22 protein-coding genes and 4 pseudogenes are annotated in these 23,437 nt (G+C 54.4%); 18 read left to right on the top strand and 8 right to left on the bottom strand.

Annotation, left to right across the window (positions count from 1 at the left end; genetic code table 11):
• Positions 1-42 precede the first annotated feature (42 nt).
• A complete protein-coding gene (locus G0034_RS09930; RefSeq protein ID WP_047626287.1) occupies positions 43-369 on the bottom strand; it encodes a YnfA family protein in 327 nt (108 codons plus the stop codon).
• Between the two features lie 152 nt (positions 370-521).
• Here G0034_RS09930 and G0034_RS09925 point away from each other — a divergent pair, with 152 nt between their 5' ends.
• Positions 522-860: a DUF1283 family protein gene (locus G0034_RS09925; RefSeq protein ID WP_032636712.1), complete on the top strand. Its 339-nt coding sequence runs from the start codon at positions 522-524 to the stop codon at positions 858-860.
• The gene (gene speG / locus G0034_RS09920; RefSeq protein WP_014883673.1) at positions 860-1,420 is read left to right on the top strand and encodes a spermidine N1-acetyltransferase; all 561 of its coding nucleotides are present in this window, start codon (positions 860-862) and stop codon (positions 1,418-1,420) included. The genes G0034_RS09925 and speG overlap by 1 nt, the downstream gene beginning before the upstream one ends.
• A 100-nt stretch (positions 1,421-1,520) precedes the next feature.
• Here the strand turns inward: speG and G0034_RS09915 are convergent, their stop codons facing one another.
• Positions 1,521-2,231: a YnfC family lipoprotein gene (locus tag G0034_RS09915; RefSeq protein WP_023330303.1), complete on the bottom strand. Its 711-nt coding sequence runs from the start codon at positions 2,229-2,231 to the stop codon at positions 1,521-1,523.
• A gap of 106 nt (positions 2,232-2,337) precedes the next feature.
• Between G0034_RS09915 and G0034_RS09910 the strand changes: the two genes are divergently transcribed.
• The 5 genes from G0034_RS09910 to G0034_RS23535 all read left to right on the top strand — a co-directional run bounded on the left by G0034_RS09910 (position 2,338) and on the right by G0034_RS23535 (position 7,841).
• Positions 2,338-2,631 (top strand): DUF1161 domain-containing protein, encoded by a 294-nt coding sequence (locus tag G0034_RS09910; protein ID WP_023330302.1) that lies wholly within the window; start codon positions 2,338-2,340, stop codon positions 2,629-2,631.
• Between the two features lie 131 nt (positions 2,632-2,762).
• Complete coding sequence (gene ynfE / locus G0034_RS09905; RefSeq protein WP_179120776.1) at positions 2,763-5,201, top strand: selenate/tellurate reductase subunit YnfE; 2,439 nt, start codon at positions 2,763-2,765, stop codon at positions 5,199-5,201.
• A 93-nt stretch (positions 5,202-5,294) separates the two neighbouring features.
• Positions 5,295-5,909, top strand: coding sequence for a Tat proofreading chaperone DmsD (gene dmsD / locus G0034_RS09900; RefSeq protein WP_179120775.1), 615 nt, complete (start codon positions 5,295-5,297; stop codon positions 5,907-5,909).
• A gap of 439 nt (positions 5,910-6,348) precedes the next feature.
• Positions 6,349-7,467, top strand: a complete 1,119-nt coding sequence (gene asd / locus G0034_RS09895; protein WP_179120774.1) for an aspartate-semialdehyde dehydrogenase — start codon at positions 6,349-6,351, stop codon at positions 7,465-7,467.
• A 149-nt stretch (positions 7,468-7,616) separates the two neighbouring features.
• Positions 7,617-7,841 carry a hypothetical protein gene (locus G0034_RS23535; protein ID WP_332908912.1) on the top strand — a complete coding sequence of 75 codons (225 nt, stop codon included), beginning with the start codon at positions 7,617-7,619 and terminating at the stop codon, positions 7,839-7,841.
• A gap of 1 nt (position 7,842) precedes the next feature.
• On the opposite strand, the pseudogene G0034_RS09890 reads toward G0034_RS23535, so the two are convergent.
• Positions 7,843-8,112: pseudogene (locus tag G0034_RS09890) on the bottom strand (MipA/OmpV family protein); the annotation flags it as partial.
• 56 nt (positions 8,113-8,168) lie between these two features.
• Here G0034_RS09890 and G0034_RS23630 point away from each other — a divergent pair.
• Together G0034_RS23630 and oqxR are read left to right on the top strand one after the other, a co-directional pair.
• Positions 8,169-8,354 (top strand): annotated as a pseudogene (locus tag G0034_RS23630) (sensor histidine kinase); the annotation flags it as partial.
• Between the two features lie 215 nt (positions 8,355-8,569).
• On the top strand, positions 8,570-9,049 hold the full coding sequence (oqxR, locus tag G0034_RS09885; RefSeq protein ID WP_023330297.1) for an efflux pump transcriptional repressor OqxR: 480 nt from the start codon (positions 8,570-8,572) through the stop codon (positions 9,047-9,049).
• Between the two features lie 66 nt (positions 9,050-9,115).
• On the opposite strand, the gene oqxB is transcribed toward oqxR, so the two are convergent.
• Together oqxB and oqxA are read right to left on the bottom strand one after the other, a co-directional pair.
• The gene (gene oqxB, locus G0034_RS09880) at positions 9,116-12,268 is read right to left on the bottom strand and encodes a multidrug efflux RND transporter permease subunit OqxB (protein ID WP_179120773.1); all 3,153 of its coding nucleotides are present in this window, start codon (positions 12,266-12,268) and stop codon (positions 9,116-9,118) included.
• Between the two features lie 24 nt (positions 12,269-12,292).
• Positions 12,293-13,468 (bottom strand): multidrug efflux RND transporter periplasmic adaptor subunit OqxA, encoded by a 1,176-nt coding sequence (gene oqxA, locus G0034_RS09875; protein WP_047344089.1) that lies wholly within the window; start codon positions 13,466-13,468, stop codon positions 12,293-12,295.
• 336 nt (positions 13,469-13,804) lie between these two features.
• On the opposite strand from oqxA, the gene G0034_RS09870 reads away from it, so the two are divergent.
• Together G0034_RS09870 and G0034_RS09865 are read left to right on the top strand one after the other, a co-directional pair.
• Complete coding sequence (locus G0034_RS09870) at positions 13,805-14,158, top strand: helix-turn-helix domain-containing protein (protein WP_014883647.1); 354 nt, start codon at positions 13,805-13,807, stop codon at positions 14,156-14,158.
• Between the two features lie 69 nt (positions 14,159-14,227).
• The gene (locus tag G0034_RS09865; RefSeq protein WP_014883646.1) at positions 14,228-14,542 is read left to right on the top strand and encodes a YebG family protein; all 315 of its coding nucleotides are present in this window, start codon (positions 14,228-14,230) and stop codon (positions 14,540-14,542) included.
• 11 nt (positions 14,543-14,553) lie between these two features.
• On the opposite strand, the gene catA is transcribed toward G0034_RS09865, so the two are convergent.
• From catA to G0034_RS23625, 3 genes and pseudogenes are all read right to left on the bottom strand, one after another.
• Positions 14,554-15,228: a type A chloramphenicol O-acetyltransferase gene (gene catA, locus G0034_RS09860; protein WP_179120772.1), complete on the bottom strand. Its 675-nt coding sequence runs from the start codon at positions 15,226-15,228 to the stop codon at positions 14,554-14,556.
• A 112-nt stretch (positions 15,229-15,340) separates the two neighbouring features.
• Positions 15,341-15,936, bottom strand: a pseudogene (locus G0034_RS09855) (LysR substrate-binding domain-containing protein).
• A gap of 150 nt (positions 15,937-16,086) precedes the next feature.
• Positions 16,087-16,185, bottom strand: a pseudogene (locus G0034_RS23625) (LysR family transcriptional regulator); the annotation flags it as partial.
• Positions 16,186-16,338: 153 nt separating this feature from the next.
• On the opposite strand from G0034_RS23625, the gene G0034_RS09850 reads away from it, so the two are divergent.
• The 7 genes from G0034_RS09850 to osmV all read left to right on the top strand — a co-directional run bounded on the left by G0034_RS09850 (position 16,339) and on the right by osmV (position 23,336).
• Positions 16,339-17,466 carry an alpha/beta hydrolase gene (locus G0034_RS09850; protein WP_179120771.1) on the top strand — a complete coding sequence of 376 codons (1,128 nt, stop codon included), beginning with the start codon at positions 16,339-16,341 and terminating at the stop codon, positions 17,464-17,466.
• 50 nt (positions 17,467-17,516) lie between these two features.
• Positions 17,517-18,716 carry an MFS transporter gene (locus tag G0034_RS09845; RefSeq protein WP_179120770.1) on the top strand — a complete coding sequence of 400 codons (1,200 nt, stop codon included), beginning with the start codon at positions 17,517-17,519 and terminating at the stop codon, positions 18,714-18,716.
• Between the two features lie 170 nt (positions 18,717-18,886).
• Positions 18,887-19,630, top strand: a complete 744-nt coding sequence (locus G0034_RS09840) for a YoaK family protein (protein WP_014883641.1) — start codon at positions 18,887-18,889, stop codon at positions 19,628-19,630.
• Between the two features lie 273 nt (positions 19,631-19,903).
• Positions 19,904-20,614 carry an osmoprotectant ABC transporter permease OsmY gene (gene osmY, locus G0034_RS09835; RefSeq protein ID WP_032636727.1) on the top strand — a complete coding sequence of 237 codons (711 nt, stop codon included), beginning with the start codon at positions 19,904-19,906 and terminating at the stop codon, positions 20,612-20,614.
• Between the two features lie 18 nt (positions 20,615-20,632).
• A complete protein-coding gene (gene osmX / locus G0034_RS09830) occupies positions 20,633-21,532 on the top strand; it encodes an osmoprotectant ABC transporter substrate-binding protein OsmX (protein ID WP_179120769.1) in 900 nt (299 codons plus the stop codon).
• Between the two features lie 8 nt (positions 21,533-21,540).
• Positions 21,541-22,188, top strand: coding sequence for an osmoprotectant ABC transporter permease OsmW (gene osmW / locus G0034_RS09825; RefSeq protein ID WP_014883638.1), 648 nt, complete (start codon positions 21,541-21,543; stop codon positions 22,186-22,188).
• Entirely contained in the window at positions 22,188-23,336 is a 1,149-nt protein-coding gene (gene osmV / locus G0034_RS09820; RefSeq protein ID WP_179120768.1) for an osmoprotectant ABC transporter ATP-binding protein OsmV, read from the top strand. The genes osmW and osmV overlap by 1 nt, the downstream gene beginning before the upstream one ends.
• Positions 23,337-23,437 lie beyond the last annotated feature (101 nt).

Here is a 23,437-nt window from a genome sequence, read left to right as displayed (position 1 = left end):
ATAATGATCATAAAATCAGCTGGCGATCACAAAACCGGGGGCTCAGGCCCGCCCCCATCCCGCCACGATAATCAGCATCCCGCACAGGGCAATTAGCGCGCCGGCCCAGTCATAGGCGCTAAGCCTGACGCCATCCACCACGCGTAACCACAGCAGCGCGGTACAGACATATACACCGCCGTAGGCCGCGTAGACGCGCCCACTTGCTGCCGGATGCAGCGTTAAGAGCCAGACAAACAGGGCCAGCGCGACGCTCGCCGGGATTAGCAATAATGCGCTACCTCCCTTCTTCAGCCAGAGCCAGGGCAGGAAGCAACCGACGATTTCGCAGAGCGCGGTGGCAAAAAAAAGCAGCGTGGTTTTGAGCATATTTCACTTCAGGTGAGGATTTATTTAAACATCATACCCGATGATGGCGTTAACTTTTCCATACCTGCGCTGCGGGTATGCCGTCTTTTCTCTTTGGTGTAGAATCTGTAGGGGGTTACTTGATTATCTGCACCCATTTAAAAGGAAACGCTATGACAACATTAAGCAAACGCCTTTGTCTGACAGCCCTGCTGGCGCTGTCATCGTTCACTTTTGCCGCCTCTGCGACAGCGGAAACCAGCAAGCTCATTATTGAGTCTGGTGACAGCGCGCAAAGCCGCCAGAACGCCGCCATGGACAAAGAACAATGGAATGACACCCGTAGCCTTCGTCAGAAGGTCAACAAACGTGCTGAAAAAGAGTGGGATAAAGAAGATGTCGCTTTTGACGCACGCGATAAGTGTCAGCAAAGTGCAAACGTCAATGCCTACTGGGAGCCTAACACCCTGCGCTGCCTGGACCGCCGCACTGGCCGTACGGTAGCCCCATAATGTCGGCTTCGTGTGACGTTAAGCTCCGTCCGCTGGAGCGTGAAGACCTGCGCTTTGTCCATCAGCTCGACAACAACGCCAGCGTGATGCGCTACTGGTTCGAAGAGCCTTACGAGGCCTTTGTCGAGCTGTCGGATCTGTACGACAAACACATTCACGATCAGAGCGAACGTCGTTTTGTGGTGGAGTGTGGCGGCGAAAAAGCCGGGCTGGTGGAGCTGGTTGAAATCAACCACGTTCACCGTCGGGCAGAGTTCCAGATCATCATTTCGCCTGAGCACCAGGGGAAAGGCCTGGCCTCACGCGCGGCGAAGCTGGCGATGGATTACGGATTCAACGTTCTGAATCTCTACAAGCTGTACCTGATTGTGGACAAAGAGAACGAGAAAGCGATCCATATCTACCGCAAGCTGGGCTTTATGGTGGAAGGCGAGCTGATCCACGAGTTCTTTATCAACGGTGAATACCGCAATACCATCCGCATGTGCATCTTCCAGCATCAGCACCTGGCCGGGCATAAACCCTCAGGCGCCAGCCTGCTGAAACCAACCGCGCAGTGAGTTTGATGACAACCCCTGTCATCAACAATTGCGCCGTCTTTCTTGCCGGGTGGCGCTGCGCTTACCCGGCCTACATTGTGCAATAATATCAATACATTGCTCAGTAGTATTCAATCGTGTTTTTGATGGTGTACTTGCGCACAACGGCGGGCTTGACGCTGTCATCGGTGATGATCAGATCGCAGCTCACCGGATTGTTGTGTCGATCGTAGTCGCAGCTCTGCTCCACGTTACCCAGCGGCTTGTCGTTTAACAAACTCACTGCCGAGTAATCCATCCTTTTGCGTACGTCTTTAGACGGTGTCGACTGGACAGACAGATGCTGATCCCCGGAGACGGTGGTTTTGCCCAACGGGTAACCATCGGCATCATAGCGGTATTTCACTTCCATCTCTTTGCCGTGCGCCGCCACCACGAAACCGTTATCGTCGGTATCCCACGTCACCCCGGCTGACGGCAGTTCGGCCAGCTGGCATTTCCCCTGCAGCTTCACTTTGCGCTGCTGGGTTTCGGCATCAATGTAGTAATTCGCATCCAGCACCAGCGCCACGCCGGTGTTGGCCTCCAGGTCGTGAAGTTCCAGCGTATCGAAACACCCTTCTGTCGACACGGTGCCCGTCACCCGTTTAGACACTTCGCCCTTCTCGTTGAACAGCGTCTGGGTAAAGTCTTTAACCGGGCCGCGCAGGGGGTCAAAATCAAATTCGTTCGAGAAACTCGCCATCTCCGGCGTAAACGACAGTGGTGCGGAGTTGTTGTCACACCCCACGAGAGTGGCTGCCAGGAGCGTTATCGCTGCATATTTCTTCACATTGATTACCGTACAGAGAGATTATTCCCAATCATATTAGCAAATACAGTTGTTTACACGAAGCCTGCTAAAATTAATGTCTACACACAGAGAAAAGGAGCGACAGATGAAACGGTTACCCTGGATTACCGCCCTGCTGTTAATGAGTGCTTCAACGGCCGCCCTGGCGGCACCCGATTCCTGCGAGCGCGTGAAAAGCGATATTCAGCAGAAGATCATCAACAACGGCGTGCCGGAGTCAGGGTTCACGCTGAACATTGTGCCGAACGATCAGGCCGATCAGCCGGACGCACAGGTGGTAGGCCATTGTGCCAACGACACCTTTAAAATTCTGTACACCCGCACAGGGAGCGGAGCGGCGTCCGCCAGTCAGGATAATGCGCCAACTGAACCGCAGTAATTTCCCCTCAATCCCCTTTGATTTGATAAGGATTAATATTTACTACCCCTAAATCAGTAACACTCACCCCACCATTAGCCCGGTTATCATTTCGGGAAAAATAATACGCAATTACATTGGTGGGGTGAGCCATGTCCGATATCGAACATCACGGCGGGATTAGCCGTCGAACACTCGTGAAATCTACGGCGATAGGATCGCTGGCGTTCGCCGCCGGTAGCGTCTCATTGCCTTTTGGCGTGAAACGCGTTGCCGCCGCAGTGCAAAGCGCCATGAAACCTGCTGACGATAAAGTCGTCTGGGGCGCCTGCTCGGTTAACTGTGGCAGCCGCTGCGCATTGCGTCTGCACGTCCGCGACGATGAGGTGTACTGGGTCGAAACGGATAACACCGGCGAGGATATCTACGGCAATCACCAGGTTCGCGCCTGCCTGCGCGGACGTTCTATTCGCCGTCGCATCAACCACCCTGACCGTCTGAACTACCCGATGAAGCGCGTGGGCAAACGCGGTGAAGGCAAGTTCGAGCGTATCAGCTGGGATGAAGCGCTCAACACCATCACCGCCAGCCTGAAAGACGTGGTCGCCAGATATGGCAATGAAGCGGTGTACATCAACTACTCCTCCGGGATTGTCGGCGGCAATATCACCCGCTCCTCCCCTTACGCGTCGCTGGTGGCGCGCCTGATGAACTGCTACGGCGGTTTCCTGAGCCACTACGGCACCTACAGCACGGCGCAAATCGCCTGTGCAATGCCTTACACCTACGGCAGCAATGACGGTAACAGCACCTCGGATATCGAAAACACCAAACTGGTGGTGATGTTCGGCAACAACCCGGCGGAAACGCGCATGAGCGGGGGCGGGATTACCTATTATCTTGAGCAGGCTCGCGAGCGGTCCAACGCGCGTATGATTGTCATCGATCCGCGCTATACCGACACGGCAGCCGGACGTGAAGATGAATGGATCCCGATTCGTCCAGGGACCGATGCCGCGCTGGTGGCCGGTCTGGCATGGGTAATGATTAACGAAAATCTGGTCGACCAGCCTTTCCTCGACAAGTACTGCGTCGGCTACGACGAAAAAACGCTGCCGGAAGGCGCGCCGGCTAACGCGCACTACAAAGCGTATATTCTCGGCCAGGGCGATGACGGAACGGCGAAAACCCCGGAGTGGGCCTCGCGCATTACGGGCATACCGGCCGATCGCATCGTTAAGCTTGCCCGGGAGATCGGTTCTGCGAAGCCAGCCTATATCTGCCAGGGCTGGGGTCCACAGCGTCAGGCGAACGGCGAATTGACGTCCCGCGCCATCGCGATGCTGCCGATCCTGACCGGCAACGTAGGGATCAACGGCGGTAACAGCGGCGCGCGTGAGTCGACGTACACCATCACCATCGAACGGATGCCGCTGCCGGAAAACCCGGTCAAAACGCAGATCTCCTGCTTTAGCTGGACGGACGCCATCGCCCGCGGACCGGAAATGACCGCCCTGCGCGACGGGGTGCGCGGTAAAGATAAGCTGGATGTGCCGATTAAGTTCATCTGGAACTACGCGGGTAACACCATCATCAACCAGCACTCCGATATCAATAAAACCCACGATATCCTGCAGGATGAGAGCAAGTGCGAAATGATTGTCGTCATCGATAATTTCATGACGTCGTCAGCGAAGTATGCCGATATCGTGTTGCCGGATTTAATGACCGTCGAGCAGGAAGATATTATTCCTAACGATTACGCCGGGAACATGGGTTACCTGATTTTTCTCCAGCCCGTCACCGCACCGAAGTTTGAACGCAAGCCCATCTACTGGATCATGAGTGAAGTGGCGAAACGTCTTGGGCCGGATATCCATCAGAAATTCACCGAAGGACGGACGCAAGCGCAATGGCTGCAGTATCTGTATGCCAAAATGCTCGAAAAAGACCCTCAACTGCCGTCCTATGATGAGCTGAAGAAAATGGGCATTTATAAGCGCAAAGATCCGAACGGACACTTTGTGGCGTATAAAAAGTTCCGCGAAAACCCGGAAGCCAATCCGCTGAAAACGCCATCGGGTAAGATTGAAATTTACTCGAGTAAGCTGGCTGAAATTGCAGCGACCTGGGAACTGGCAAAAGACGAAACCATCAGCCCTCTTCCCGTCTATGCCTCAACATTTGACGGTTGGGATGCCCCCGCGCGCGCGCAGTATCCTCTGCAGCTGTTTGGCTTCCATTTCAAAGCCCGTACCCACTCTAGCTACGGTAACGTTGACGTGCTGAAAGCGGCCTGCCGCCAGGAGGTCTGGCTTAATCCTCTCGATGCCGAAAAACGCGGCATTAAGAACGGCGATACGGTGCGCGTGTTTAACGATCGCGGTGAGGTGAGAATTGAAGCGAAAGTCACGCCTCGCATCATGCCCGGCGTGAGTGCCATGGGCCAGGGCGCCTGGCATGACGCCAATATGAATGGCGATCGTATCGACCACGGCTCCTGCATCAACATCCTGACGACCCATCGCCCGTCTCCGCTGGCCAAGGGCAACCCGCAGCACACCAACCTGGTACAGATTGAGAAGGTATAAGGGGTGAAACGGATGGCCGTGGTTTATTCTATGGTGTGTATTACTGATTAACACAGTCGCGCGGGCGTGCCCCGCGCAAGCAAGGAAGGTTTAATGAAAGACGTCTTACAGCGTGAATCGTTCGCGTTCAGCGCCCGGGTGCTGGGCGCGCTGTTTTATTTCGCTCCTGACAGCGAGCAGACTGCGCCCCTGGTACAGGCTCTTATCGCTGGCGAATGGGTTCAGGACTGGCCCCTGTCTCCGGAAACGCTGCAGCCCGTTGCCGATACCTTTGCCACGTCTTCCGATGAGCCGCTGACGGACGCCTGGCAACGGTTGTTTATTGGCCCTTATGCCCTGCCCGCGCCGCCGTGGGGTTCCGTATGGCTGGATCGCGAATCCGTGCTGTTTGGTGACTCAACCCTTGCGCTGCGCCAGTGGATGCGTGAAAACGGCATCGCTTTTGAGATGCAGCAGAACGAACCGGAAGATCATTTCGGTACCCTGCTGCTGCTGGTAGCGTGGCTGATTGAGAATGGCCGCGATTCGGAGTGCGACCAGCTCCTGGCGTGGCACCTGCTGCCGTGGAGTACCCGCTTCCTGTCGGTATTTGTCGACAATGCGGGTCATCCGTTTTACACCGCGCTGGGCAGGCTTGCGCAGCTGACGCTGGCGGACTGGCGATCCGCGCTGGTTATCCCTGTTGCGGAAAAGACGCTGTATCGCTAAGGGATGTGATGAGGTGTTGAGATTGTCCGCTTGCGGTCTTGCTTGTGCCGGAAGCGGATTTTTTAAAAAAAGATAACAGATAAACCTCTTCATCCAGGCAGGCGAATTCCTCATTTTTATTTCCTCAACCTTAACCATTCAGAGCCCTTCTTAGCCCTTAATGAAAGCGACGTAATATGTGTGGCTCGTATGTCCGCAATTGCTCTAAATGCTTAACGCTCATTACTTATGTATGACGCGCCAGCCTATGATTATTTATTTAATACCAGATGATTGCGAATTTTTTGTCTGGTTTAGCTATAAAAATCACTGATGCCGTATGAAACATTTTAATAATGATTAAATCTGATGCCATACGTAATGACCTTCAACTTTAGATGCGATATAACGTCCCCCGAACACAAGTTAACAATATCATAACATTACAAAGGTTAAGCAAATGAAGCAGGTTGGCATCGTCGGTTGGCGAGGAATGGTAGGTTCTGTTTTGTTACAGCGAATGGTCGAAGAGAACGACTTCGACGGTATTTCTGTGCATTTTTACAGTACTTCAAGTGCAGGTGCCGCCGGTCCTGTCATTGGTGGCGTCGGCTATACGCTAAAAGATGCTAATTCAATCAATGCCCTGTCCGAAATGGATATCATTATAACCTGTCAGGGCGGTGATTATACTAAAGCAATATATCCTGATTTGATTGATCATGGCTGGAAAGGCTACTGGATTGATGCGGCCTCAGCGTTACGGATGGATGAGAAAGCCTGTATTATTCTCGACCCCGTCAATCGTTCTAATATTGATCGTGCAATCAAAGAAGGAATTAAACTTTTTGTTGGTGGCAACTGCTCCATCACCCTGAGTCTTATGGGGCTTGCTGGACTGATAAAGGATGACTTAATCGAATGGATGAGCGTAATGACGTATCAGTCTGCATCAGGTGCAGGGGCTAAATATGTTAGAGAATTAATCGCTCAAAGCGCATATATCAGCCAGCATTTATCCTCAGATGAACTCATGTCATCAGGATCGGTGCTTCCTTTAGTCAATAAAGTCAGTGAGCTTATTAACAGTGCTGACATGCCCATCCAGAATTTCGGCGTACCTCTTATGGGCAGCATCATTCCATGGATTGATAGCGATTTAGGCGATGGGAATAGCCGCGAAGAGTGGAAAGGTGAGGCAGAAACGAACAAGATTCTTGGGCTTTCTCCAGGTACAATCCCGGTAAACGGTTTGTGTATTCGTGTCGGCGTGATCCGGTGCCATAGTGCTGCCATCACCCTGAAGCTCAAGCGTGAAGTCAGCGAAAAAGAATTCGCAAGCTTAGTAACGCATTCCCACCCCTGGGTTAACTACGTACCCAATAACAAGGATGAAAGTGTCAGTCGATTGACCCCAGCTTACATCAGCGGTTCGCTACAGGTTGGCGTTGGCCGTTACAAAAAAATGTCCCTGAATAATGACCCTATTTACTCGGTTCTGACGGTGGGCGATCAGCTATTATGGGGGGCGGCAGAACCGTTGCGCCGGATGTTGAATATTTTGCTTGGCAAAATATAAGTCGAATTTTACGAGTAAAACATCTCGTGACGGAATCACTGCAAATCCACCAGAGCGAAAACGAATATTACCCCTACATTTAGTGGTTGCTATGTGAAGGTAGTTCATCCATCCTGCTTGTAACCGCGGGCAGGACGGAGTCACATTTGGTGGGTAATCCAATCCTTGAGAAAACCATCGTCATTTTTCTTCTCATCTTGTGGATAATCAGTGCATTCAGGGCCAGGAAAAGAAAATGTTCTGACCCCGCTATTGAAGCAGCTGATGCCAGAGAACGCCATGAATGGCGCTATTTCAGATGGGGGTTCCTGACGATACAAGTGGCAGCGACAATATATATCTTTGTTCAGCTGTTTCAGGTATTAATGAGATAAGATACGTCACTTGCAAACTCCCCGTGGGCGACGTTTTTCGTTGCACAATCGGGTTATCGCCTGCCTCTCCCGTCAACTGCGTTACGCCCGCTGCGGCAAGCACGCTCCAGCGGGCGGTGAGCTTGTGGTTCCAGTCAAGATCCATCGACCAGGCGTAAATCCATGCACCGGCGTCATGTCGGGCAAACCCCGATGCCGCCGACTGGGCATCGCTCACGCCGTAATGCGTTTGCATATACTTGCTGGAGCCCCAACTGCCTGTCAGCGCCAGCGCTCCGCTTTTTACGCACACCTGACGATCTCTCCCCCTTAAAAGCCGTACCACAGCACAGTGAGGCACGCATTGACGCCGCGACGGAGTCCGTGCCGCTAACGTCGCTCATACCAGAGCGAATGGCCGAGCTGGAACCGTTAGCCTCAGCACGCAGAATTAAACTGGAATTCTTCGCCGAGAAGAACATCCGGATTAGCGGCGTCAGGCAAAGTTTGATATCGCTGATAGACAATCTCATTTGAAGTACAGCCCTGAGTGCGTCCGCAGAAGGTGGCCTCCTGGTGACGGTTGCCTTCCCGAACCGCACGTTTAGCTAAACCAGAACAGGGGGTTTGATCGCAAATGCCGCAGATTGCTTCAAAAAAATTACCCTATTTGTTATATTGTTGTTTATTGCTTATTCACCTCTGCGGTGCCAAAAAGAACAAGATTCACCGCGACCCAGGACAAAGAAATGTTAGATTACCGCTTCCCGACAGCTTTGCAGATGGTCCTCAGCGTAGCGATGGCGGAGCAATTAGGTAAACGTTCGACGAGTGGCGTTCTGGCCTACGGCCTGGAAGCCAACCCGAGCTTTATCCGCAAATTGATGGTTCCCCTTACGCGTGACGGAATTATCGTCTCCACGCTTGGCCGCAACGGCTCCATTCATCTTGGGCGCCCGCCGGAAGAGATCACCCTGCGTGACATCTACCTTTCGGTCACTGAAGATAAAAAGTTGTGGGCGTCGCGTCCTGACGTACCGGCTCGCTGTGTGGTCAGCGCTAACGCCTGCTGGTACTTTAAATCGGTATCCGAAGAAGCTGAGCAGGCTTCGCTGGCGGTATTAGCCCGACACACCGTGGCAAGCGCGCTGGAAGAGGTCAAAAAAGCCGATAGCAGCGGCTGCGATCCGGTACCTGAGCTTATGGCCCAGTATAAAGAAACGTTTTAACGGTTGATCTGATGTGAAAAAAAAGCGCCTTACTGTGAAGGCGCTTTTTTGTTTTCTGCAACATCCCTATGCAGGCAGAACCTCCCTTTCCTCTTTACCGCGCGTAACGAATTTACGCAGCGTCACGTAAAACACCGGCGTCAGGAACAGACCAAACAACGTGACGCCCAGCATCCCCGAGAAGACCGTAATCCCGGTGACACCGCGCACTTCTGCGCCCGCGCCGTGGCCAAGGATCAGCGGAATGGTTCCGGCGATGAAGGCAATGGAGGTCATCACAATCGGGCGTAAACGCAGGCGGCAGGCCTCCAGCGCGGCTTCCATGATACCTTTGCCCTGAATTTCCAGCTCGCGGGCAAACTCCACGATAAGAATCGCGTTTTTACACGCCAGCCCCATCAGTACCACCAGCCCTACCTGCACGAACACATTGTTATCGCCACCGGTCAGCCAGACGCCAAACAGCGCGGACAACATTGTCATCGGCACGATAAGGATCACCGCCAGCGGCAGCGTCCAGCTTTCATACAGTGCCGCCAGCACCAGGAAGGCCAACAGCACCGCGACCGGGAAGACGATCAGCGCCGTATTACCTTGTGTCGCCTGCTGGAAGCTCAGATCCGTCCATTCAATATTCATTCCGTTCGGCAATATCTGCTTAGACATACCTTCCAGCTGCGTCATCGCCTGGGCGGACGAGAGTACGCGCGGGTCGGCATCGCCAATCAGGTCAGCCGCCGGGTAGCCATTGTAGCGGATCACCGGATCCGGCCCGTAGGTGGTGCTGATCTTAACCATACTGCCAATCGGCACCATTTCACCCTGGTTATTACGGGTACGTAAGTTCGCAATATCCTCCACGCTCTCGCGGTACGGTCCGTCGGCCTGCGCCATTACACGCCAGGTACGCCCGAACTGGTTGAAGTCATTCACATAAGACGAGCCCAGATAGGTTTGCAGCGTACCGAACAGATCGGTCAGCGACACGCCCTGCGCTTTCGCCTTGTCACGGTCAACCTGCACGTCCAGCTGTGGAACGTTGGCCTGGTAGGTCGAGATCGGGAAATGCATCCCCGGCGTCTGCATAATCGCACCGGACATGGTATTCACCGCGCTCTGCAATGCGCCATAGCCAAGACCGGCACGATCCTGAATGTACAGGGAATAGCCCGACCCCTGCCCCAGCCCCAAAATCGGCGGCGGCAGAATGGAGAAGCCAAAGCCCTGCTGGATTTGCGCAATTTTCGCGTTGATTTCAGCGTTAATTTCCGCAGCACTGTGTTTACGCTGGTCGAACGGCTTCAGGCCAAAGAAGACCGTTCCGGTGTTCGGCGTATTGGTGAACTGCAGCGCATTCAGACCCGGGAAAGCAACCGCATAGTCCACGCCTTCGGTATTCATCCCGATTTCGCTCATTTTGCGGATCACCGCATCAGTACGCGCCAGCGACGAGCCTTCGGGCATTTTCACGCCACCAATCAGGTACAGCTTATCCTGTGTCGGAATAAAGCCACCGGGAACCACTTTAAACATGACGCCTGCGGCACACAGCAGCAGCAGATACACCACAAACACCGCGCCACGTCTGCCGAGCGTTTTACCCACCAGCCCCTGATAGCCAGTCGAGCTACGATGGAAAAAGCGGTTAAACGGTCGGAAAATCCAGCCGAACAGACGATCGATAAGCCGGGTCGGGAAATCTTTCGGTGCGCCGTGCGGTTTTAACAGCAGAGCAGCCAGCGCTGGCGAGAGCGTCAGCGAGTTGATAGCGGAGATCACCGTCGAAATGGCAATCGTTACCGCAAACTGTTTATAGAACTGGCCGGTGACGCCAGAAAGGAACGCCATCGGCACAAACACCGCGCACAATACCAGCGCAATCGCGATAATCGGCCCGGACACTTCACGCATCGCCTGATGCGCCGCCGCAAGCGGAGCAAGCCCCTCTTCGATATTTCGCTCGACGTTTTCCACCACCACGATGGCATCATCCACCACGATACCGATAGCCAATACCAGCCCGAACAAACTCAGGGTATTAAGCGAAAAGCCCAGCAGGTAGAGAACGCTGAACGTCCCCACGACCGAAACCGGCACCGCGATCAGCGGAATGATCGACGCACGCCAGGTTTGCAGGAAGAGGATCACTACCAGCACGACCAGCACTACCGCTTCCAGCAGCGTTTGCACCACCGCACGGATAGAATCGCGCACGAATACCGTCGGATCGTAAGGTGCCGCCCACTTCATATCTTCCGGGAAACGGGTGGACAGTTCCGCCATTTTAGCGCGCACCGCGTTAGACAGATCGATGGCGTTTGCGCCAGGAGACTGGAAGATACCGATCCCGACCGCGTCTTTATTGTTAAGCTGCGAACGCAACGCATAGCTGCCCGATCCCATTTCAATACGCGCCACGTCGCGCAGGCGTACCAGCGACCCGTCCTGAGACGTTTTGAGAATGATATTGCCAAACTCTTCTTCGGTATGCAGACGCCCCTGGGCGTTAATGGAGATCAGGAAATCGCTCTCCTTCGGCAGCGGCTCGGCGCCCAGCTGCCCGGCCGACACCTGCACGTTTTGCTCCTGCATCGCCGTGACGACATCCGAGGCGGTCAGCCCGCGCGCCGCTACTTTATTGGGATCCAGCCAGACGCGCATCGCGTATTCGCCTGAGCCAAAAATCTGGATCTGGCCGACACCGGGCAGACGCGCCAGTTCGTCCTTCACTTTCAGCGTGGCGTAGTTGCGCATATACAGAGAGTCGTATTTACCGCCAGGCGAAAACAGATGCACCACCAGGGTCAGCGTAGGAGACTGTTTCTGCGTCGTGATGCCCAGACGGCGCACATCCTCCGGCAGACGCGCCTCGGCCTGCGCCACGCGGTTTTGTACCTGAACCTGCGCCTGATCCGGGTCGGTTCCCGGACGGAAAGTGACGGTCGTCACCAGCACGCCATCAGAACCCGCGACGGATTTCATGTACATCATGTTCTCAACGCCGTTGATCGCCTCTTCCAGCGGCGTCGCCACGGTCTCAGCAATCACTTTCGGGTTGGCGCCCGGGTACTCCGCGCGCACCTGCACGCTTGGCGGTACGACATCAGGGTATTCGCTCACCGGCAACAGCGGGATGGCGATTAATCCTGTGATAAAAATCAGAATCGACAGGACGGCAGCGAAAATCGGCCTGTCGATAAAAAAGCGGGAAAAGTCCATGGGTAGGATTCTCAGGTCAGATGATCAGTTGAGGGCGGTGCTGGCGGTCATGGCGACGGTTTTCGCGTTAACCGGCATACCCGGCATAAACACTTTTTGTAAACCATCGACGATGACTTTATCGCCGGGTTTCAGCCCCTGCTGCACGATGCGTAAGCCGTCCGCCAGGCGCCCTGGCGTAATATCGCGTCGCTGTGCTTTGCCCTCTTTATCCACGATATAAACATATTTGCGATCCTGATCGGTCAGCACCGCTTTGTCGTCAATAAGCGTGGCCTGGAATTCAGCGCTGCCCGGCAGGCGAACACGAGCGAAAAGGCCCGGCGTGAACTGACGCTGCGCGTTATCCAGCAGCGCGCGCATACGGATCGTACCGGTACTCGGCGCCAGCTGATTATCCAGGAAATCCACTTTACCCTGATGGGGATACCCTTCCTCACCCGCCAGGCCAATTTCAACCGGTAGCGCAGTGTGATTGCTGGACGCCCCCTGCCCGCTGCGGGCGAGGTTTTGATAGTGGAGGTAGGTTGACTCATCCACGTCAAAGTAGACGTACACCGTCTTCTGCGAGACCAGCGTTGTCAGCACGCTGGCGCTATCGCCCGCCGTGACCAGATTACCGCTGGTGATCAACGCGCGGCTGGCGCGGCCATCAATCGGTGCCGTTACTTTCGTGAAATCGAGGTTAAGCTGCGCGGCGTCTACCGCAGCCTGCGCGGCGCGAATATCGGCCTGCGCCTGAATGGCGGCCGCACGGCGCTGCTCCCACTCTTCACGGGATACCAGGTTGGTATTGATGAGTTTATCGGTACGGTTAGCCTCGCTTCGGGCCAGGCTGGCCTGCGTTTTGGCTCTCTCCAGCGTCGCCTGCGCCTGCTCCAGCGCGGCACGATAGGTTCTGTCATCAATCGTGAACAGCACCTCACCCTTTTTCACCTCCTGGCCGTCGGTGAAATTCACTTTGTCGATATAGCCAGAGACGCGGGGGCGAAGCTGAACGCTCTCCACGGCTTCGATCCGGCCGTTAAAGCTATCCCACTGACTAATGGATTTCACAACCACATCAGCAGCATTGACGGCGGGCGCAGGGGGTGCAGCATTTTGCGCGACGCTGTTATCACATCCGACAAGCAACAGGGAGAGCAATATCGCTCCCAGCGCATGCAGAGGTTCGTTTCCCCAGGTTTTTTGCAGGCTCATTATTTTTATTCCGGTAATTGTAGCCGCCGGGCAAGACGCGGCAGGAGGCACCGCGCCACTTCCTTTGTCCGGGCTGGCTTAAGGCCATTTGTGTCGTTCATCGCCACAAAACTGTAACAGTTGCGAATACACTATTCGCGGCGATTGTAGGAAGGCGCTTAACTAAGTGCAAGAATAATTGTTGCACTTTATGTGCTATTCGGTCGGATGTTAAAAAGGCCCGTTTCAGGTAAGGATTTAAATGCAACAATAAAACTTGCAATTACTGCAAAAACGCGCCACCTTTAAATGCAACAGATAAAGATACCATTTAACAGGCTGCGTGGAGGTAACCCGATGAACACGGGCGCATTTATGCATGATTTACTCGACTGGATCGACAACAACCTTGATAGCCGTCTGGATATTGAGTCCGTCGCCAGGCGCTCCGGCTATTCGAAATGGCACCTTCAGCGACTGTTTAAAGAACATACGGGCTACCCTCTCGCCGGATACATTCGCGCGCAAAAGCTGCAAAAATCCGTTGAGCGCTTAACCCACAGCGACGAACCGATTCTGAACGTGGCGATCGCGTTGGGTTTTGACTCTCAGCAATCCTTCAACCGCAGTTTTAAACGGCAATATGGCCAGGCTCCAGGCGCATGGCGGCGCAGTGTGGCCTGCCGTGAAACCCAGCAGGCGCACACGTAACGCACATTTTGCTGCAACTTTTTCCGGCCTCTGTTATACTGTACATAAATACAGTATGAGAGGTGCGTGATGGCTGTTGAAACAAAATATGTTGTCGTAAGAAAAGGTGAAGAGAAAATGACATTTGCCAGTAAGAAAGAGGCTGACGCTCACGACAAACTGCTTGATATGGCAGAGGCGTTTACCGACTGGCTTTTGCAAAGCGGAATGCAGATGGATGAAACGCAGGCTGAAGATCTTGGTCTGTATCTCGCCGAGCAGAAAGATGCCGTGCAGCATATTTTGCGAACCAGTAAGCTCCCGGCTCTTGATACCCCTGCTGACGATAAAACCGAGTCAGGTGCAGCTGACAGTAAAAAAATCAGGGCGGTTAAAGCGGCCTGATGGCCACATCATCATTCCTGTTGCCCGGTCTGCTGTGGTAACGCATCGCAGACCTCTTGTAACTCATTAAAAAACCTTGCCACATGGAAACCATCGCAGACAGAATGATGTACCTGAACGGCGAGAGGTAATAATACCCTGCCCTCTTGCTCGTAATATTTTCCAAGCGTAAACATAGGGGCAAAAAAGTTTTTCATATTAGCCACGCTAACGCTGAAGCTCGTAAAACTTACCCACGGAATGCCGGATATAAAAAAGATATTTTCCCTGGATTGTTCTTTTGGCCAATACGCAAGTTTATCGCCATAGCGAGCCATGTCTTCAGAATAGGTTTTCTGAAAGTGCTGTATATCGCCATCGTAATGACTCCATAATGATGAAAAGGTCTCTGTTTCATTATGGAAAATCGTATAATTTGGATGAATTTCATTCCATATGACAAGCTCATTGTCCTTCATGGCCATACGGAATTCTGGGTGACGGTTAACGACTTTAGCAACGAGAAAAATAATCGTCGGATAAAACTTCCAGCCAACGTTTTTAATATGGCTTAGCAGCACGGTAATATCGACCAATACCGTCTGGTTAAACGTCGATTGAGCAAACCCCTGAAATACCTCAAAATGCTCCTTTCTTGCCCAACGGGATAAATCAACAGCCGTATATTCCGGGATTATTTTTTCCATTTTTAAGCCTTTGTTGAGCAAGCAGATCTTGACGTTAGCCTAAGTTTTTTTCCTGACTTAAGCAAGCAGGGGCCTGCAGTTCACATGTCGAAGAAAAACACGTTCACAGAAATTACATTTTCAGCGTATCAATAACGGCCCTCAAAGCCGGCGATACGTTGCGGTGCGGATAATAAAGATACAGCCCGTCCATGCGCAGGCTATAGCGCTGCAATACCCGGATAAGCGTTCCTTTTTCAAGATCATCAGCCACCAGCTCAAGCGGAACATAAGCCAGCCCAAGCCCAAGACGGGCGGCTTGGGCTTCCATATAGCTGTCTGACAATGCCCACTGCCCTCTGGCCGATGGGTGATTTTTTTCCCGTCCTCGACCAGTTCCCACTGATAATCATTTCCATCAGCAAACTGATAGGCAATACAGGGATGGGCCACTAAATCAGCTGGCGTCTGGGGAAAGCCGTAACGCCTGAAGTGCCCCGGTGCAGCCACTACGGCCATTTCCATATCGGGCGTGATGCGCACCGCAATCATTCCCTGACTGACCTCAGCTCCCAGCCTGACACCCGCATCAAACCGCTCGGTAATGATGTCGACGAAGCGGCTTTCATTTATGAGTTCCAGCCTGATATCCGGGTAACGCTGTTTAAAAATGGCGAGCTTTGGCAGCAGGCATTTGTCGATGGCGTGCTGACTGGCGTTAATGCGCACCGTGCCGGACGGTGTCTGACGATAATGTGCGAGGGTCGCCAGACCCGAATCAAGTGCATCGAACGCGGATTCGGCTGTCTGATAGAGCTGCTCTCCGGCGTGGGTTAACGACAGCTTACGCGTGGTGCGAACGAGAAGCTGGACGCCCAACCGCTCCTCCAGCTCGCGCACCGAGCGGCTCACCCCGGATTGCGCCAGCCCAAGCCGCTGCGCAGCCGCGGTGAAACTTCCCTCCCGCACCACCTGCATAAACAGATACAGCTCATTGTAGTTTTCTCGCTTCGCCATTACGCCCCGCAATTCATAACAATTTGATATTAATTCTAGCAGATTATGGCCTCTAATCAGCACTCATTCTGCTAACTATAATGGCCGCAACACAACACCGCAGGGTATCGATACATGAAAACATTCACCCAAAAACTGTCTGTTGCGATGCTGCTATGCGCATCATTAAGTGGAGTGACAACCATGAGTTATGCAGAAGCCACCAATCCTAACGCCCCCGTCTCGATGGTCACAACCTGGGACAAAACCTTTGCCAAAAGTGACCGGGTTGACCACCGTAAGGTCTCCTTCCAGAACCGTTACGGTATTACCCTGGTAGGCGATCTCTATCTTCCTAAAAACCGTGGCGACCGTAAGCTGGCAGCGATTGCCGTCAGCGGGCCATTTGGCGCGGTCAAAGAGCAGTCCAGCGGTCTCTACGCGCAGACCCTGGCGGAAAAAGGGTTTGTAACCCTGGCGTTCGACCCTTCCTGGACGGGCGAAAGTGGCGGTCAGCCGCGCAACGTCGCGTCACCGGACGTCAACACCGAAGACTTTAGCGCCGCGGTTGATTTCCTGGGCGTGCAGAAAGAGGTCGACCGTAACCGCATTGGCATCCTTGGGATCTGCGGCTGGGGCGGTATGGCGCTGAATGCGGCATCCATGGATACGCGCATCAAAGCTGTCGCCACCAGCGTAATGTATGACATGAGCCGGGCGATGGGTCACGGCGTAGGCGACGGCAAAGATCGTTATTCTTCGGCAGATCGCCATGCTGTGCTGCAGTACCTGAATGAACAGCGCTGGAAGGATGCCGGGAACGGCACCTTTGCACAGGGCGGCCATGACATTTATGTTGACGAGAACGGCAAAGTGACCGCGTCAGAACGTATTCTGCCAGAAGCCTTGCCCGCCAACCCGAATCCGGTGCTGAAAGAGTTTTATGACTACTACCGCATGCCGCGTGGCTTCCACGCGCGTTCCGTCAACTCAACCGGCGCATGGACGGCAACTATGCCGCTCTCGTTCATGAACATGCCGCTGCTGAGCTATGCCGGAGAGATCGCTATCCCGACGCTTATCGTGACCGGCGAAAAGGCGCACTCCCGTTATTTCGCCGAAGATGCGTTTAACGCGGTCGGCAGCAAGCAGAAAGAACTGGTGATTGTCTCGGGCGCAAACCATGTCGATCTCTACGACAATGCTGCCGGGAAGATCCCATTCGCTCAGTTTGAACAATTCTTTAAAAACAGCCTGAAATAAACCTCCCTGCTGCCCGTTTCGACGGGCGGCGCTCTTAGCGAAATCAGACGATGTCCACATTAAACCACACCACTTCACAGCATGAGGAACATGCGTACTGGGGAGGCATTTTTGCCATGACCCTTTGCGTATTCGTCCTGATTGCCTCGGAATTTATGCCCGTGAGCCTGCTCACCCCGCTTGCCGCAGATTTAGGCGTGACGGAGGGGCTTGCAGGCCAGGGCATTGCTATCTCCGGCGCGCTGGCGGTACTGACCAGCCTCTTCCTCTCCCGGCTTGCCGGGAATATGAATCGTAAACACCTTCTGCTGGGCATGACGATACTGATGGCGCTCTCGGGGCTCATTATTGCCTTCGCCCAGAACTATCAGACGTATATGACCGGTCGCGCGCTGATCGGTATCGCCATCGGCGGGTTCTGGTCCATGTCGGCGGCAACGGCTATTCGCCTGGTTCCCCATCATCAGGTCACGCGCGCGCTGGCTATTTTCAACGGTGGTAACGCGCTGGCAACGGTCGTGGCCGCCCCGCTAGGCAGCTACCTGGGTGCAACCATTGGCTGGCGCGGTGCCTTCCTTTGTCTGGTGCCCGTGGCAATCGCCGCATTCCTGTGGCAGTACGTTAGCCTGCCAAATATGAGCGGGCGTAAAAACGGTGCGTCAGGTGAAGGCGTCTTTCGGCTATTTCGCCAGCCTGTCGTATCCGTCGGTCTGATAGCCTGCAGCCTGTTCTTTATGGGACAGTTTGCGCTGTTTACCTATGTGCGCCCATTTCTCGAGACCGTCACGCACGTCAGCGCCTCCGGGCTATCGCTGATTTTGCTCGCCATCGGCATTGCCGGATTTGTTGGCACCCTTCTCGTTACTCTGGTTCTGAACGCGGCGTTTTACCTGACGTTAATAGCGATTCCACTGCTGATGGCCGCCATCGCTGGCGCGTTGATTTTGACCGGGCATAACGTGTGGATTGTTGCCCTGCTGTCAGGCTTGTGGGGAATGCTGGCGACGGCAGCACCGACGGGCTGGTGGGCGTGGGTCGCCCGAACGCTACCGGAGGATGCCGAAGCGGGCGGAGGGTTAATGGTCGCGGTGATCCAACTCGCCATTGCACTGGGTTCAACGGCGGGCGGTATGGTGTTTAATCGCCTCGGCTGGCAGAGCACGTTTGCCCTGAGCGGCATAGTGCTGCTTTGTGCGGCTGCGTTGACATTTATGCTTTCACGCCTCCGCGAAAGCGCCTCATGGAAATAATGGCGTAGCGTGAGGTTTCAGTTTGGAATACTTTTCGTAAAGGGTATTTTATTTAATTACTAAACCCTCAACGTCGCCAGAGGGAATAATAATTAAGCAATATCCTGGACAGCCCGTCGACACGCTTTGCTAGCCTGATTATTCAGGCAAAGCTCACCCCGGAGGTATTCTTGCTGATTAAACTCAAGAAAGAACGAACGCACCAGGAGGATCGCCGGCTTGCTCTCTGGCTGGCGACCTCAGCAGGTTTACTCAACGCCATCGCCCTTGGGGCCTTTGGCTTTTTCCCCTCTCATATGACCGGCAACACCTCACAATTATCCAGCGAAGTCTCCTCCACCGATCTGAGCGATATCATTTTCTTTGGCTCGATTATTCTCTCCTTTGTGGCGGGTGCAATCCTTGCGCGTCTTATCGTGATATGGGGCATTATCCATAACGTCAGGCTGGTTTTTTGCCAAATCCTTTTTGTCGAAGGGATATTATTAACCGGCGTATCTCTCTACGAGATGTATTTCCATGCGCTCACCAGCAACCGCGAGATTATTATTTTCCTGTGCTGTCTGATGGGCATTCATAATTCAACCTCCACACAGCTTTCCGGCGGACGGGTGAGATCGACGCACATTACCGGCACGCTGACGGACGCGGGAATTTCCCTGGCCTCCGTCACGGTTGCCATGCTTCGCAGGGATTACTCCAAAGATACCGCGGCACAAAAAAGTCAGTTGAAAACCCACTTAACCACCCTTTTCTCGTTCATTACCGGGGGTATCGCCGGGTTACTGCTCTTCAGATGGGTTGGCTTCAACGCCATGCTGGCGCTCGGGTTGATGCTCTCCGTTGTCGCGACCGTATCGATTATCAGTATCTCAGTGCGTGTTCGCCGTGTACGCCCCCTACTAAGCAGATAAAGCTCTCAGGCAGGGTGACAGGAACATCGCGATACGTGACCCTGTCACTTTATGGGTTGCGCTTTAGGACTATTCTGCCTGCGCCATATTCAGCCCTTACGCCATAAGGCCTGACTTAAGGTTGTCACGCTTTTCATAGGGTTACTGATTTTCCCCCTTCGCTGGAACCCTTCCCAAACGCTTGCTATAGGTCAATTACCCCTGCCGAAACATGGCATAACAACAGGCAACCGGTGGTTGCTATAACGCATGCGCACAGGGAGACACACCGCAATGCACCCATTACTCAAACGTTCGCTGCTGTTTGTTGGCGCGATTATCGTGGTTCTTGCCCTTCTCATCTGGGGGATCGGACTTGAGACAATCAAGGCGCGTCAGGTTGACCTGATTTATCTCGGGCAACAGCACATGATACTGGTTTTCTCGTCGATGTTTTTTGCCCTGCTGGTCGGTATTCCGGCCGGTATCCTGCTGAGCCGCCCGGCCGCGCGGGGTATCGCCGAATATGTGATGCAAATTTTCAACGTGGGTAACACGCTGCCACCGCTGGCCGTGCTGGCCCTGGCGATGGTGGTGATTGGCATCGGCGATACGCCCGCCATCATCGCGCTGTTTCTTGCTTCGCTGCTGCCCATTGTGCGCAATACCTACGCGGGATTGTGTTCCGTTCCGGCCTCGTTACTTGAAGCCGCAAACGGGATCGGGATGACCAAATGGCAGCGTCTGCGTCAGGTTGAATTGCCCAACGCCTGGCCCGTCATGCTCTCCGGGATCCGCATCGCCACCGCCATCAACGTCGGTACCGCGCCGCTGGCCTTCCTGATTGGTGCCAGCAGCTACGGTGAGCTGATTTTCCCCGGCATCTACCTGAACGATTTTCCGACCCTGATCCTCGGCGCGGCGGCCACCGCCCTGTTCGCCCTGATCCTCGACACCCTGCTGGCGGCGCTGGGTCGCGTGATGAGCCCCCATCTCGCTCAATAACAATAACAAGGAGCTTTTATGAGACTGTTTTCCGGCCTGACGGCGCTGTGCGCCGCGGCGCTCTTCACCAGCCAGGCAATGGCAGCCCCGCTGATCCTGGCAACCAAAAGCTTTACCGAGCAGCATATTCTCTCGGCTATGACCGTGCAGTATTTACAGAAGAAAGGATTCCAGGTACAGCCGCAAACCAATATCGCCACGGTGATTTCCCGTAACGCGATGATCAACAAACAGATTGATATGACCTGGGAGTACACCGGCACGTCATTAATCATCTTTAACCACATCAACAAACGCATGTCGCCGCAGGAGTCTTACGAGACGGTGAAACGCCTGGACGCAAAGCACAGTCTGGTATGGCTTAAACCCGCAGACATGAACAATACCTATGCTTTCGCCATGCAGCGCAAGCGCGCCGAGGCGGAACACATCAACACCATGTCAGAGATGGTGGCGAAGATTGAGCAGATCCGTCAAACCAACCCGGACAAAAACTGGCTGCTGGGCCTGGACCTGGAATTTGCCGGGCGCAGCGACGGCATGAAGCCGCTGCAGGCCGCCTATAACATGACGCTGGACCGCCCGCAGATCCGTCAGATGGACCCGGGACTGGTCTATAACGCGGTGCGCGACGGCTTTGTCGACGCCGGTCTGATTTACACCACCGACGGGCGCGTGAAGGGCTTTGACCTGAAGGTGCTGGAAGATGATAAAGGCTTCTTCCCGAGCTATGCGGTCACTCCGGTGGTGCGTAAAGACACGCTGGAGGCTAATCCGGGTCTGGAAGAGGCGCTCAATACCCTCTCCGCCCAGCTCAACAACGACGTTATCACCGAGCTGAACAAGAAGGTGGATATCGACCATCAGTCACCGCAGCAGGTCGCCCGTGATTTCCTGCGTAGCAAACAGTTGCTGTAGGAGGCGCTATGGATACCGTGCACTACATCCTGGATAACTGGGACTATCTGTTAACCCTGACGCTGCAGCACCTGTGGCTGGTGGCGCTGGCCGTGGGTTTAGCCATCCTCATCGGCGTCCCGCTGGGCGTTCTGATTGTCCGTCATAAATGGCTGGCAACGCCGGTACTGGGCATCGCTACCATCGTGCTGACCATTCCGTCCATCGCCCTGTTTGGTCTGATGATCCCGCTCTTTTCGCTGATCGGTCAGGGTATCGGCGCCCTGCCCGCGATTACGGCGGTGTTTCTCTACTCGCTGCTGCCGATTGTACGTAACACCCATACGGCGCTCGACAGCCTGCCGCCGGGCCTGCGTGAAGCCGGACGGGGCATCGGCATGACCTTCTGGCAGCGTCTGCGCTGGGTGGAAATCCCGATGGCGCTGCCGGTAATTTTCGGTGGGATCCGTACTGCCGTCGTCATGAATATTGGCGTGATGGCGATTGCCGCGGTAATCGGCGCGGGTGGCCTGGGCCTGCTGCTGCTCAACGGTATTGGCGGAAGTGATATTCGCATGTTGATTGCGGGCGCGCTGATGATTTGTCTTTTAGCTATTGTGCTCGACTGGCTGCTGCACCGTTTGCAGGTGGTTCTGACTCCAAAGGGGATTCGATAATGATAAAACTGGAAAACCTCACCAAACACTTTTCACAGAAGCACGGCCAGACCTTTAAGGCCGTCGATAACGTCAACCTGAACGTTCCCGAAGGGGAAATGTGTGTCCTGCTCGGCCCGTCCGGCTGTGGGAAAACCACGACCCTGAAGATGATTAACCGCCTTATCACACCCAGCAGCGGAACAATCCTCATTAACGGTGAAGACACCAGCGGCATGGACACGGTGACCCTGCGCCGCAATATTGGCTACGTGATCCAGCAGATTGGCCTGTTCCCGAACATGACTATCGAAGAGAACATCACCGTTGTACCGCGCATGCTGGGCTGGGATAAAGCGCGCTGCAAAACCCGCGCCGAAGAGCTGATGGATATGGTGGCAATGGATCCGCGTAAGTTTCTTAGCCGCTATCCGCGCGAGATGTCCGGCGGCCAGCAGCAGCGTATCGGCGTCATCCGCGCCCTGGCGGCGGATCCTCCGGTACTGCTGATGGATGAACCGTTCGGCGCGGTGGACCCCATCAATCGCGAGGTGATCCAGAACCAGTTCCTGGAGATGCAGCGCAAGCTGAAGAAAACGGTGATGCTGGTCAGCCACGATATTGATGAAGCCCTGAAGCTCGGCGACCGAATCGCAGTCTTCCGTCAGGGGAAAATCGTGCAGTGTGCCAGCCCGGATGAACTGCTGGCAAAACCGGCCAATGAATTTGTCGGCTCGTTTGTTGGTCAGGACAGGACGCTGAAGCGGCTGCTGCTGGTCTCCGCAGGAGACGTCACCGACCAGCAGCCGACCATTACGGCGCGGAGCGCTACGCCGCTTCCTGAAGCCTTTGCCACGATGGACGACAATGACATTCGCGCAATTACCGTGGTCGACGAGCACGGAAAACCGCTGGGCTTTGTGAAACGTCGCGAAGCGCGCAACGCCAGCGGTACCTGTGGCGACATCCTGCATCCGTTCCGCATGACCGGCAAGGCGGAAGACAACCTGCGCGTCGTGTTGTCACGTCTGTATGAAAGCAATACCAGCTGGATGCCGATCGTGGATGAGGACGGGCGTTACAACGGCGAGATTTCGCAGGACTATATTGCCGAGTACCTGAGTTCCGGGCGTACGCGTCGGGCACTGAATATTCATAGCGAGAGTTAACCCTTCTGGCCGGGCCTCGCCCGGCGCTTTCGCACGCATACCTTTTGCTAACCCCGCGATTTCCCGCCACAATATTGTATCGTTCCCCTGTAATCGCGACC

Origin of the sequence: Enterobacter sp. T2 (genome assembly GCF_010692925.1) — a bacterium.
Classification (GTDB): Bacteria; Pseudomonadota; Gammaproteobacteria; order Enterobacterales; family Enterobacteriaceae; genus Enterobacter; species Enterobacter kobei.
The sequence above is the reverse complement of the archived record's forward strand: the minus strand, read 5'-3'. Positions and strand labels throughout refer to the sequence as shown.